The following is a 12,473-nucleotide window of genomic DNA, read 5'->3' as shown; positions in this document are numbered from 1 at the left end:
ACTCATTGGCATCCATCCCTAAAAATCATTAGCACATTAACACATTAGCACATTAAACAATTAGCACATTACATCATCTCCGATGATTTTGCCGCCTTTCATCCTGATGATGCGCTGGGTCTTCCCGGCTAATTCAGCATCGTGGGTGACCAGGACCAGGGTAGTGCCCGCCTCACGGTTCAGGTCGAAGATGAGTTTGACTACTTTCTCGCTTGTTTCGGCATCCAGGTTTCCGGTGGGTTCATCGGCGAACAGAATTTTGGGTCGGTTAGAGAAGGCGCGGGCCAGGGACACGCGCTGCTGCTCACCCCCTGATAACTGCGTGGGATAATGGTGCGACCGGTCGGCGAGGCCTACTTTGTCCAGCAGTTCCATTGCCTGTTGTTTGATGTGTCTCTCGCCCCGGAGCTCCAGGGGCACCATCACGTTCTCCAGAGCCGTGAGCGTGGGCAGGAGCTGAAAGTTCTGGAAGATAAATCCCACGTATTGGTTTCTTACCTGGGCTCGGGCATCCTCATTAAGGGTATCCAGCCTGATGCCGTTCAGCTCCACCAACCCGGAACTTGATCGGTCCAGACCTGCGCAGAGACCCAGTAGCGTGGTTTTCCCGCTTCCTGAGGGACCGATGATGGCATTGGTGGAGCCTTCCTCTAGGGTGAAGTTGATGTTGTCCAGCACCGTAAGGGTTTGGCCGGTACTTTGGTATGTTTTGGTAAGATCCTGGATGTGCAGAATTGGTGTCAAGGCGCTTGGTTAGATAAGGAAGGTTTGGTGCTGGTGCCGTATTAGCAAACGGTAAATTACAGAACAGGATTTAAATTCCATTGTTTAAACCCCAAACGCCCTAAACAAGGTATAAGTACTTTCTTTGCAGGTGAAAAAGAAACCTAACCCGTATGTATAAGCAATCATTCATTTACCTGTTGCTCTTTGTTTGGCTCATTTCCGGCTGCTCCGGAAACGGCGGTAAAGACGAAGCTTCCCCCGGAAAAGACAAAGAAGCAGCTAACAAGGCCCCCCAACCTATGAAAAACATTCTCTTTTTTGGCAATAGCCTCACCGCCGGATACGGCCTCAATCCTTCAGAGTCGTTCCCGGCGCTTATCCAGAAGAAAATAGATTCGCTGGACTTGGGCTACAAAGCCATTAACGCGGGCTTGAGCGGAGAAACCTCGGCGGGGGGCAAAAACCGGATTGACTGGCTCCTGCGGCAGCCGGTAGATGTGTTTGTGCTGGAACTAGGCGCCAACGACGGACTGCGTGGCATTCCGCCGTCAGAGACGAAGAAAAACCTGCAGGCCATTGTAGACAAAGTGAAAGCCAAGTACCCAGAGGCTAAACTGGTGATGGCAGGCATGGAGGTACCACCCAACATGGGCGGCAAATACGCCAGCGAGTTCCGGGTGATCTTCCGGCAGTTGGCCGAAGAAAACAACATGGCCCTTATTCCTTTCCTGCTGGAAGGCGTAGCCGGCATCCGGTCCCTTAACCAACCCGATGGCGTCCACCCCACCTCGGCCGGGCAGAAAATCCTGGCGAATAACGTTTGGGAGGTTCTGCAAGGAGTGCTGTAAGTAAAACCTTTTAAGTGCAGTTGTGCCTCTAATAAGCAAAAGAAATGCTTATTAGAGGCATTTTCTTTATTAAATTATTGACTTATAGCTTCTTATAACTTATCTTAGTTCTAAGTTACTCCCCCATCATAAGTTTTTCAAATAGACCTTTCGACTTCTCCTCCTTCCTTGCTTTCATAAGTACAGGAGTCAAAACTATTGTTTGATATATCTTCCAATAGACTTTAACCCACCTATATTTTCCATCTTTATTACTCAAAATTCTCTTCTATTTAAAACTAGGGGCATCTGTCTTAATGGTATTCAATAATCTTCAAAAATTTAATTTATGAAAACAATAAAAAAATTTTTATGTAACAAAAGAACCACTTTGATTTTACTGATTTTATTATCAATCAAACCGCTGGTATTTTCGCAAAAAATATCAGAAGACAAATTTTGGACAAACTTTACAAAATCTCCTAACATCACATTGACACCAACCTATCAAACTTATTCTATTGAATATGATTTTGGGAATATGGCTGTTAAGGTTGGAGATCCACCCAAAGTACAAGGATTAGAATTCAAGAAAAACGATGCTGATTTATTACTTAAAATTTATGTAAAAGGAATATATGTAGAAAATAAGAAATTGAATGAGACAAAAGCAAGGAACGGCATGAGGTATTATTATAGCCTCTCCTACAAAGCTGAATATGGTTATGATCTTGTGGAAAATAAAACTGGAAAAACAATTTATAGCTTTGAGAGAGCTGGAGGGCCATATGACACAAGAGATTTTGAAAGTAGATCTGAATTAGAAACCTACATGCAAAATTCACTAATAGGAGATTTAACAAAAGCCCTCTTAAGCTACACTCAAAAAAAAGTAGACTATGATTTATCAGAGCACAACTATGAAGTTAGGTTAGCAGCTTCTAAAATAGAAGGGGAATCTGATGCCTATAAAGATATAAATAAAGCGACTGAGGAATTCAAAAATGCTATATCAGGAAAAAAAATTAGCAAAGGCACTCCTGCTCCATACATACAAGTTTGAGAAAAGCATTTATCTAATGCGGATTGTGGAAATAAGAAAAGTCAAATAAATAAAAAGGTTGCAAATGCCTTAATCAATAATTTATGTGCAGCATACCTTTTAATGGAAGATTACACAAATATGAAAGAGAAATCTTCCCTATTTGAAAAAAATAACTCTGGTATTCTAGCTAGCCTTACTGCCTCACCATCTTTTGAAATAGATGGAAGTTATACTGGGCCTAGCAGTGGTTACCATACTATCATCAAAAATAGTAGACCCGTAAATGTTTACACACCAACATTTATAGAATTCTCTTCAGACCTAATTGAAAAATGATCGGTTAAAAACACAATGTTTGTTTAACGGAGACTGCCTGCTAACTAATGATTATGTTCCTTAGCAGGCAGTCTCCGTTAAACATAAAAAATTGATTACCCTACCAGTAATTGCCACTGGGCCGGGATCTCTACCACTGGTACGCCTTCTTTCTCCAGTTGGTCCGCCAGACGTGTTAAGTCTGAGAGACTTTCCAGTACGAAGTAGGCTTCGGGGGCTTCACCGCGTTTGTAAGGCTGAGCCAGGATTTCCTCCAGCACAATGGGGTGCCAGGCATTCTCGCGCTTCAGGGCCAAGTCAGCCTCGGGGGCGTTGGAGATGAGGTTAGCCCCGAAAAGGGTGATGTTTCCCTGGGCATCGCGCAGGAGCCCGTTGCCCAGTACGTGCTGCACCAGCCGCCACAGCAGATCTGTGGCAGCCGGGTCTTTATGCTGGAGCGACAGTTTCCCTACCCGTTCCATGAAATCGGCTACCTCTGGCTGGAGCAACCACGGTAACTGGCTGAACACATCCTGGAACAGGTCTTTGTCGCCCTGCAAACGCAGATCGCTGTCTGGGTGCAGGCGCAGGGACGTCACTGCCGGAAACTTCCGTTTAGCCCATTTAGCCAATACCTGCCGAGGGCGCAGCGGCTCTTCCACCGCCACCAATACCCAGTTGGTGAGGCTTTTTAAGTGATAGTTCACCTTCTGGAATTCGGGAATAAAATAAGCCTTCAGTTCCAGGGCGTCGATTCCTTGCCAGAAAGGCAGGGAGACCACGGCAGAAAGTGCTTCTGCCCGCTTCGTGTACAAGATGTTCCAGGTTTGTTGTTCCCTGATGCTGTACTGGTGATACTGTTGCTGATACATGGCTTGGTTTAAATAAAAAAAGCCTGGTTCCGTATACCGGAGCCAGGCTTTATATTGGGTTTTAACTTTCTAAATAGGTTAGTTAACTGTTGCCCATACTGCCCTGGCTCCGGCTCGCATCGCGAACGGTTTGCAATTGACAATAATGAGTGACTGGGCAAATGTTTTCATAACTGAAACTAATATAAAAGGCCTGACTCAGAAAAGCAAGAACTTTATATTTTTTAACACTTAAAGTAAAAATGATATGGGCAGTAATCCCTTCTTTGTTCACGACCAATTATACGGGCATCTTCTTCAAAAGATTCCCCTAAGAGTGTTTAAAGGGGGATTTTTAGTGGTTCCACTCCCAAACCAAAGGCTTTTTTGCCGGGTTAAAAAACATCAACGTTTTGCCTCTTAACGCTTTAAGGCCGTCTTATAAAAAATGGCCTTAAAACACTTTTTTCAATTATTTCTTCTGATGCTTATTACGCAACATGAAATTACCACTGCAGGAACTGAACTGTGAAACCGCTTGCCTTACACCAGCTCTTTCCGCAGCTCAAAGGTCTTCCGCATTTTCCTGATCAGGCGTTCAGACTCGGTGAAGCTCAGGGTCTGGGCTCCGTCTGAAGCGGCTTCCTCCGGCTTTTCGTGGGTTTCGTAGATGATGCCATCGGCGCCGGCCATGATCGCGGCCAGGGCCATCGGCTCCACGTACTCCCGAATGCCAATCCCGTGCGAGGGGTCCACAATCACCGGCAGGTGGGTTTTCTCCTTCAGGATGGGAATGGCGTTCAGGTCCAAGGTGTTGCGGCTGGCGGTTTCGTAGGTCCGGATACCGCGCTCGCAGAGCATCAGCTTTTCGTTTCCGCCCGAGAAGATGTATTCTGCCGAATACAGCAGCTCATCAATGGTGCCTGAGATGCCGCGCTTGAGCAGAACGGGTTTGTCTACTTTGCCCAGTTCATCCAGCAGATTAAAGTTCTGTGTATTACGGGCGCCCACCTGGAAAACATCGGTGTAAGGCTCCATAGGCGCGATCTGCGACACCTGCATCACCTCGGTCACAATCTTGATCCCGTGCGCGCGGCACATGTCGTAGAACAGCTTCAGGCCTTCCAGCCCCAGACCGCGGAAAGAATACGGCGAGGAACGGGGCTTGAACACGCCGCCCCGCATGAAGCGCACGTTGTTGGCCACCAGGTGCTGAATGGTTTTCTCTATCTGGTCCTCGTTCTCAATAGAGCACGGCCCGGCCATGATGGTCAGGTCCCCCTCCTGCACGGTCAGGCCATCGCCGAAGTCAATGACCGTGGGGTTTACTTTCCATTTTCTGGAAACCAGCCGATAATCATCAGAGACGATGTGGATGTCTTTGATGCCCGGCAGGTTCCCGATGGCGCGAACGTCAAACTCGGCTTTGCCAGTGCCCACCAGGTAATGTCCTGCCTGGGTCACCACCTCGGTGGTCTTGTACTTCAACTCTTTGGCCTTGTTCACAATGGCCGCCTTGTCCTCAGGACGTATATCTTGTTGTAGCTGAATAAGCATGTTTTTTCAGATGTAGAGATGGGGAGATTTGAAAAGGTGGAGATTTGGAGATTCATTTCACTGTTTCCAAATCTTCACCTCTTCAAATCTCCAATTTTAGCGTAGCGTTTTCAGGAATGATCTTACGTTTTGGCGCACTTCCTCAGGCTGTTGCAGGGCTTTGATGAAGGCGCTGCCGATGATGGCGCCGTGCGCCGATAAACAGGCCATTTCAAACGAAGGCTTGTCGCTGATCCCGAACCCAATGAGCAGCGGGTTCTTCAGACCGAGGTTCTTCACTTTGGAGAAATACGCCTGCTGTGAATCTGAGGCCTGAACCTGGCTACCCGTGGTGCTGGCGCTAGACACCATGTAGATGAAGGAATTGGTAAGTTTGTCGATCTGCCGGATGCGGGCCTCGGAAGTCTGCGGAGTGATCAGGAAGATCAGGCTGAGGCCGTGTTTCTCCAGGATAGGCTTGTATTCTTCCTCGTACTCGGCGAAAGGCAGGTCTGGCAGGATCAGGCCGTCTACGCCTACTCTCGCGGCGTCTTCGCAGAAGCGCTCAAAGCCGTACTGCATCACTGGGTTCAGGTAGCCCATGAGAATAATGGGTAATGTGACATTCTCTCTTACTCCCTCTAGTTGCTGCAGCAGAGTTTTGATGGACATGCCGTTCTCCAGGGCCACCATGTTGCTAGCCTGAATAGTAGGGCCATCGGCGAGTGGGTCTGAGAAAGGCATTCCTATCTCCACCAGGTCTGCGCCGGCGGCTTCCAGTTCCTCCAGAATGGTGACCGTGTCTTCCAGTTTAGGGTAACCGGCAGTGAAGTAAATGTTGAGTAGATTTCCGCTTTTCTCCTGGAACAGGCGCGTGAGTCTATTTTGGGCCATCTTGTTGTTCAAAATAAGTAAGAATGGTGTTAAGGTCTTTGTCGCCGCGGCCGGAGAGGTTCAGCACCACCACGTCATCGGGACCGGCGTTGATTTCTTTGAGGGCTGCCAGCGCGTGCGAGCTTTCAATGGCTGGAATAATACCTTCCAGGCGGCTTAACTCACGAAGGGCTTCCATGGCATCGGCATCGGTGATGGCGATGAATCGGGCGCGGCCTGTCTGGGCCAAATGCGCGTGCTGCGGACCTACGCCAGGGTAATCCAATCCTGCGGAGATTGAATACGGTTCGGTGATTTGGCCGTCTTCGGTTTGCATGAGCAGGGTTTTGCTGCCGTGGATGATGCCGGTTTTACCCAGCACCGAGGTAGCGGCCGAATGGCCGGAATCCACCCCCAATCCAGCCGCCTCAACGGCAACCAGTTTCACTTCAGGCTCATTCAGGAAGTGGTAGAAAGCACCAGCGGCATTAGAGCCACCTCCCACACAGGCCACCACGTAATCGGGCAATTCGCGTCCCTCCTTCTCCAGGAGCTGTTTTCTGATCTCTTCTGAAATAACGGACTGGAAACGGGCCACCATGTCCGGGTATGGGTGCGGACCTACTACCGAGCCGATGATGTAGTGCGTGTCCTCGGGGTGGTTGATCCAGTCGCGGATGGCCTCATTGGTGGCGTCTTTCAGGGTCTGGGAACCGGAAGTCACCGGCACCACAGTGGCACCCAGCAGGCGCATTTTTTCCACGTTAGGCCGCTGCCGCTCCGTATCAATCTTGCCCATGTACACAATGCACTCCAGCCCGGCTAGCGCGCAAACGGTAGCCGTGGCCACCCCGTGCTGCCCCGCCCCGGTCTCCGCGATGATGCGCTTTTTGCCCAGGCGTTTAGCCAGCAGAATCTGCCCCACGGTGTTGTTGATCTTGTGGGCACCGGTATGGTTCAGGTCCTCACGCTTGAGGTAGATTTTGGTGTTGTACCGTTCTGAGAGGCGCTTGGCGTGGTACAGCGGCGTGGGCCGACCCACATAATCACGGAGCAGCTCCTGCAGCTCCTGCTGGAACTCCGGCTCCGCCATGATGGACAGGTACTTCTCGCGCAGTTCCTCTACGTTGGGGTACAGCATCTCCGGGATGAAAGCCCCGCCAAATTGGCCATAATAGCCGCGTTCATTTACTCCGTATTCCATTCCTCTTTTGTATTAATCAGGAAGCTTAGCACATGACTTTCGCTCCCGTAACATCTTATAAAATAATGACTATGCTTTCACTCCTTCGATAAACTCTTTCAACCGGTTGATGTCCTTCAGGCCTGGCTGAATTTCGAATTTGCTGTTCAAATCCAGGCCGTGCAACCGGGGCAGGTTCAGCGCTTTAATCTCCTCTATGTGCTCCAGGTCAATGCCTCCGCTCAGAAAGAAAGGAACCTCCAGATGGTAGTTTTGCAGCAGGTCCCAGTTGAACCGCACGCCGTTGCCCCCGGGGTTGGCACCGCTGGCATCGAATAGAAAATAGTCGCAGGTGCCGGCGTAGGGCTTCAGTTGCCCGAAATCAAAATCAGCACCCACCCGGAAGGCTTTCATTACGTAAAGGCCCGCGTCCCGGAGTTCATGGCACACCTGGGGTGACTCGTGGCCGTGCAACTGCACCATGTCCAGCCCCAGCTCCGTCATTTTCTGCAAAATGCCCCCAGGTTCCTCATCCACAAACACACCCACCTTTTTGGTCTCCTTCGGGAAAACCGAGGCGAATACGGCCCACTGGGTAGAGATATAGCGGGGCGATTTTTCATAGAAGATAAACCCCACATAATCTGGCTGGAGCACCATGAGTTCCTGGATGTTCTCACTGTACTTCATGCCGCAGACTTTTATCTTCAGGTTGTAATCTGGCATGCTGTTCTGTCTGGTTTTGTTTGGCTTTGAAGCTGTGCCACTGTGATTATCTTTCTCTTTAAATGCGAATCGTTTCAGTCCTGTTTTCTAAAATCGAGCTTAAAACGGAGCATCAGGACAAGCTGGATACTTATATAAGCTGCTTACCCTTTGAAAGCTAGCTGGCTTACCACGTGCAGTTTCTTTAACTCCTCCACAAATGCGGCGCAGGCTTTCTCTGGGCGGCTCTGGCGCATGAAGGTCTCTCCCATTAGAAAACCTTCGTAGCCGTACTGCCGAAGCTCCATCACGCTGCTGGCCTCGCTCAGGCCGCTCTCAGACACCTTCACAAACTCGTTGGGGATGTGCTGGGCCAGGTCAAAGGACGTCTGCAGGCTCACGGAGAAATCATGCAGATTGCGGTTGTTCACGCCCACCAGGTCCACATGCGGGGTGATGGTGCGCTCCATTTCCTCGCGGGTATGCACCTCCAGCAGCACCTCCAGACCCAATGAGTGGGCGAACTGCGCCAACTGGCTTACCTCCTCTTTCGTCAAGACCGCCGCGATGAGCAGAATAGCATCGGCCCCGATGGACTTGGCCTCCAGGATCTGGTACTCCTCCACCACAAAATCTTTGCGCAGGATGGGGCAGAAATTGAATTTGCGGGCCGTGGTGAGGTCTTCGTTCTTGCCCCCAAAGAAGTTGGTGTCGGTGAGGATGGACAAGGCCGAGGCGCCAGCCTGCATGTACCCGATAGAGGTACGCTCTACAGGCGCGTAGGCGTTGATGGTTCCCTTGGAGGGCGATTTGCGCTTGAACTCGGCAATTATCCCGCTCAGATCTGGGCGCTGTACGTACTTGCGGAGCGATACCGGCTGCGAGGGGAAATAAATGCTGCGTTCCAACGCCGCTGTAGGCACCAGGCTTTTGCGATCTGCTACTTCCTGCCGCTTATGGGCAATGATTTTGTCAAGGATGGTCAAGGACATATAAGGTGTTAAGCTAAAAGCGTCTGTAATGTTTTAAGGGCCTGCCCATTGTTGAGCGACTGACGGGCCTTCTGAATGGATTCGGGCAGCGTCAAGCGCTCATCGGCGCAGAAAATGCCCAGTCCGGCGTTCGCTACCACGGCGTCTTGCTGGGCCTGGGTGCCGCGACCTTCCAGCACGTTCATGAAGATCGCCGCCGATTCTTCAATGGAGTTGCCGCCGGCCAGGTCGCTTTCCTGGTAAGTAGGAAGGCCCAGGTCCGAGGGCTGCAGAATCTGCTCGCCCTGCGGCGTCACCATCTTGAAAGGGCCCGTGAGCGACACCTCATCGTAACCGTCCAGGGCGTGCAGCAACACGAAGCGTTTGCCGGTCCCCTGGTAAAGGTACGTGTAGAGGCGCAACAATTCCAGGCTGAATACCCCTACCATCTGGAAATGCGGTTTGGCCGGGTTGATCATGGGTCCCAGCATGTTGAAGAACGTCTTTACGCCCAGTTCTTTTCTGATGGGGGCCACTTCCTTCATGGCCGGGTGAAAGAGCGGCGCGTGCAGAAAGCAGATGTTAGCGGCCTCCAGTTTGGTGCGCAAGGCCGTGCTGTCATTGGTGAAGTTGTAGCCCAGGTGCGCCATCACATTGGAGGACCCGCAGATGGAAGATACGCCGGTGTTGCCGTGTTTGGCTACCTTGTACCCCGCGCCGGCCACCACAAAAGAAGCCAGCGTGGAGATGTTGAACGTGTCTTTGCCGTCGCCGCCGGTGCCGCAGAGGTCTATGACCTGGTCGGTGCCCAGCTCGGGGAGCAGGCAGAGTTCCAGCATGGCCTCCCGGAATCCCTCCAGCTCGTGCACCGTGATGTTGCGCATGAGGTACACGGTCATGAAAGCGGCCATCTGGCTGCTGTTGTACTGGCCCCGCCCGATGTTGAGCAGAACCTGTTTCGCGGTTTCCTTGGAGAGCGCTTTGTGGTCAATCAGTTGCTGCAGTACCTGTTTCATAGGGCAAGGGAAGCAGCAAAGGTAGTCCATTGGTTTACGCGCTTGGTGGGGTTCTGCAACCAGTTCTGCAGCATCTCCCGGCCAAAATCAGTCAGGATGGACTCTGGGTGGAACTGCACGCCGCACACATCGTACTTGCTGTGGCGTAGGGCCAGCACTTCCCCGGTTTCGTCCACCGCCGTGATTTTTAGCTCAGTGGGTACCGACTCGGGCACCACGGTCCAGGAATGATATCGGGCCACGTTGAAGGTGGATGGCAACTCCTTAAACATAGGCTCTTGGTTGTTCACTACCCGCAAGGTGGAAGAAACGCCGTGGAACACCTCCTTGAGGTTAGATAACTCCGCCCCGAAGGCCTCGGCGATGGCCTGGTGGCCCAGGCAAACGCCCATGATGCGCTTGGTGGGCGCGTATTTCTTCAGAAGCGCCGGCATGATGCCCGCCTCGTTGGGCACACCCGGACCTGGAGAGAGCAGAATCACATCGTATTTCTCTACCTCTTCCAGGCTGATCTGATCGTTGCGGTACACTTCCAGTTGGTTTCCGTAGCCCAGCTCGCGCAGCAGTTGCACCAGGTTGTAGGTGAAGGAATCGTAGTTATCTAAGACAAGGATTTTCATGGTACTAAAGGGTATTTGTCGTCTGTCTGATATGGATCTTCTCTGCGTTTTAGGCCTGTTTTTGGAAAAATGGCCTTAAAACGGCTTTCAATCATTTAAATGCTGGCGGCTTTCTCCAAGGCTTTGCGCAGAGCGGCCAGTTTGTGGTGCACCTCGTTCAATTCGCTGCGGGTATCCGATTTGGCCACTACCCCGGCCCCTGCCTGGAAATGCAGTTTGTTCTGTACGCTCAGGAACGAGCGAATCATGATGGCGTGGTTGAAATCGCCCCCGAAACCCAGGTACCCGATGCATCCGCCGTAATAACCCCGGCCGGTGGGCTCAAGTTCATCAATCAGGGTTAAAGCGCGGTGTTTGGGCGCGCCGGACAAGGTCCCGGCCGGGAAAGTATCTGCCACCATCTGCACCGAGCCGTGCGCCTGCGGCAGGCTGGCGGTTACTTTGGACACCAGGTGGATCACGTGCGAGTAGTACTGCACCTCTTTGAAAACCTCCACTTTCACGTTGTCGCCGTGGCGGCTGAGGTCATTGCGGGCCAGGTCTACCAGCATCACGTGTTCTGAGTTCTCTTTGGGATCATCGTAGAGTTTCTGGGCCAGTTCGGCATCGGCGGCATCGTTGCCGGTGCGCTTGAACGTGCCAGCGATGGGGTAAATGGTGGCCACGTCGTTCTTGATGGTGAGCTGCGCCTCAGGCGAAGACCCGAAGATCTTGAAGTTGCCGTAATCGAAATAAAACAAATAAGGCGACGGGTTGATGGAGCGCAGGGCGCGGTACACGTTGAACTCATCGCCCTGGAAAGACTGGGAGAATCTTCTGGAGAGCACAATCTGGAACACGTTGCCCAGGTGGCAGTGGCGCTTGCCTTCCTCAATCACGCGCAGGAACTCCTCATCGGTTTGGTTTGTGCTTTCCTCTCCGGAGAGGGAAAAGTGAAACATAGGGAAGTTCTTGTTCCGGATGTGAGTCTCCAACTCATCCAGGCCATCGTTTTGGGGCTCATTTCCAAAAAAGTGCTCAAAAATGTACAACTCGTTTTTGAAATGGTCAATGGCGATGACGAAGCGGAAGGCTTGGTAGAGGATCTCGGGCAGCTCCGGGTGGGCGGTTTCTTTCTGGCGCAGGTCCAGCGTTTCATAATACTGCACTGCCTCAAAAGACATATACCCGAACAACCCGTTCTGGATAAACCCGAAAGGCCCGGCCTCGGTCTTGAACAACTCGCAGTAGGTTTGCAGCAATCCTACCGCATCACGCTTGTTGGCCAGTACCTCCTCCTCTACCGATCCGTCCGGGTAAGAGCGGCGCAGCAAGCTGTCCTTGAGTCTGAACTCTGCGATGGGCTCGCAGCAGATGTAGGTGAAGCTATTCTCGTGGCCGTGGTAGTCAGAGCTTTCCAGCAAAAGGCAGTTGCGGTACTTGTCACGCAGTTGCAGGTAAATGCCCACCGGCGTCACGGTGTCGGCGAGGAGTTGACGGTATTGCGTTTGTAGGGTGTACGTTTTCATAAAAAGTATAAAAAAAGGCTTGCCGTTTGGGATGAACAGCAAGCCTTTTATAGTATGGGCTAGTTTAGTTTAGGCAATAACCTGCTGTTCACGAATCTCTCGATTGTGCCACCACCAAATCATTTCGCTAAACATCACTTTTTCCATTTCTGCTCTTTCTTGTACTTCTGAACGATTTTAAAACACCAAAGGCCCGGGTGAATCCGAGCCTTTCATTATTTGCATCTCTGCACAGCAAGCGGTTCACCCATCAGTCTTGACGTGTGTGCCACCAGGCTTTATGAGAGAATTGCGTCT

Annotated in this window: 13 protein-coding genes; 3 read left to right on the top strand and 10 right to left on the bottom strand. The window is 51.2% G+C overall.

Going from position 1 to position 12,473, the window contains the following annotated elements; translation table 11 throughout:
* Positions 1-60: 60 nt before the first annotated feature.
* Complete coding sequence (locus tag J3P35_RS11215; RefSeq protein ID WP_210464692.1) at positions 61-744, bottom strand: ABC transporter ATP-binding protein; 684 nt, start codon at positions 742-744, stop codon at positions 61-63.
* A 152-nt stretch (positions 745-896) separates the two neighbouring features.
* Between J3P35_RS11215 and J3P35_RS11210 the strand changes: the two genes are divergently transcribed.
* The 3 genes from J3P35_RS11210 to J3P35_RS11200 all read left to right on the top strand — a co-directional run bounded on the left by J3P35_RS11210 (position 897) and on the right by J3P35_RS11200 (position 2,934).
* A complete protein-coding gene (locus J3P35_RS11210) occupies positions 897-1,574 on the top strand; it encodes an arylesterase (RefSeq protein WP_210464691.1) in 678 nt (225 codons plus the stop codon).
* A gap of 328 nt (positions 1,575-1,902) precedes the next feature.
* Entirely contained in the window at positions 1,903-2,616 is a 714-nt protein-coding gene (locus J3P35_RS11205) for a hypothetical protein (protein WP_210464690.1), read from the top strand.
* A 102-nt stretch (positions 2,617-2,718) separates the two neighbouring features.
* A complete protein-coding gene (locus J3P35_RS11200) occupies positions 2,719-2,934 on the top strand; it encodes a hypothetical protein (RefSeq protein WP_210464689.1) in 216 nt (71 codons plus the stop codon).
* 95 nt (positions 2,935-3,029) lie between these two features.
* Here the strand turns inward: J3P35_RS11200 and J3P35_RS11195 are convergent, their stop codons facing one another.
* From J3P35_RS11195 to J3P35_RS11155, 9 genes are all read right to left on the bottom strand, one after another.
* Positions 3,030-3,785: a hypothetical protein gene (locus tag J3P35_RS11195; protein WP_210464688.1), complete on the bottom strand. Its 756-nt coding sequence runs from the start codon at positions 3,783-3,785 to the stop codon at positions 3,030-3,032.
* Positions 3,786-4,307: 522 nt separating this feature from the next.
* Positions 4,308-5,321 (bottom strand): 3-deoxy-7-phosphoheptulonate synthase, encoded by a 1,014-nt coding sequence (gene aroF, locus J3P35_RS11190; RefSeq protein ID WP_210464687.1) that lies wholly within the window; start codon positions 5,319-5,321, stop codon positions 4,308-4,310.
* Positions 5,322-5,417: 96 nt separating this feature from the next.
* Complete coding sequence (trpA, locus tag J3P35_RS11185; RefSeq protein ID WP_210464686.1) at positions 5,418-6,194, bottom strand: tryptophan synthase subunit alpha; 777 nt, start codon at positions 6,192-6,194, stop codon at positions 5,418-5,420.
* Positions 6,181-7,377: a tryptophan synthase subunit beta gene (gene trpB / locus J3P35_RS11180; protein ID WP_210464685.1), complete on the bottom strand. Its 1,197-nt coding sequence runs from the start codon at positions 7,375-7,377 to the stop codon at positions 6,181-6,183. The genes trpA and trpB overlap by 14 nt, the downstream gene beginning before the upstream one ends.
* Positions 7,378-7,446: 69 nt before the next feature.
* A complete protein-coding gene (locus tag J3P35_RS11175) occupies positions 7,447-8,082 on the bottom strand; it encodes a phosphoribosylanthranilate isomerase (RefSeq protein ID WP_246850167.1) in 636 nt (211 codons plus the stop codon).
* Positions 8,083-8,225: 143 nt separating this feature from the next.
* On the bottom strand, positions 8,226-9,047 hold the full coding sequence (gene trpC, locus J3P35_RS11170; RefSeq protein WP_210465568.1) for an indole-3-glycerol phosphate synthase TrpC: 822 nt from the start codon (positions 9,045-9,047) through the stop codon (positions 8,226-8,228).
* 14 nt (positions 9,048-9,061) lie between these two features.
* On the bottom strand, positions 9,062-10,048 hold the full coding sequence (gene trpD, locus J3P35_RS11165) for an anthranilate phosphoribosyltransferase (protein ID WP_210464684.1): 987 nt from the start codon (positions 10,046-10,048) through the stop codon (positions 9,062-9,064).
* Entirely contained in the window at positions 10,045-10,668 is a 624-nt protein-coding gene (locus J3P35_RS11160) for an anthranilate synthase component II (RefSeq protein WP_210464683.1), read from the bottom strand. Before J3P35_RS11160 ends, trpD begins: the two co-directional genes overlap by 4 nt.
* Before the next feature lie 95 nt (positions 10,669-10,763).
* Positions 10,764-12,176, bottom strand: a complete 1,413-nt coding sequence (locus J3P35_RS11155) for an anthranilate synthase component I family protein (RefSeq protein ID WP_210464682.1) — start codon at positions 12,174-12,176, stop codon at positions 10,764-10,766.
* Positions 12,177-12,473 lie beyond the last annotated feature (297 nt).

The organism is Rufibacter roseolus, from assembly GCF_017916365.1.
Lineage (GTDB): Bacteria > Bacteroidota > Bacteroidia > Cytophagales > Hymenobacteraceae > Nibribacter > Nibribacter roseolus.
Note: the sequence above shows the minus strand (reverse complement) of the source record. Positions and strands in the feature narration are given on the sequence as shown.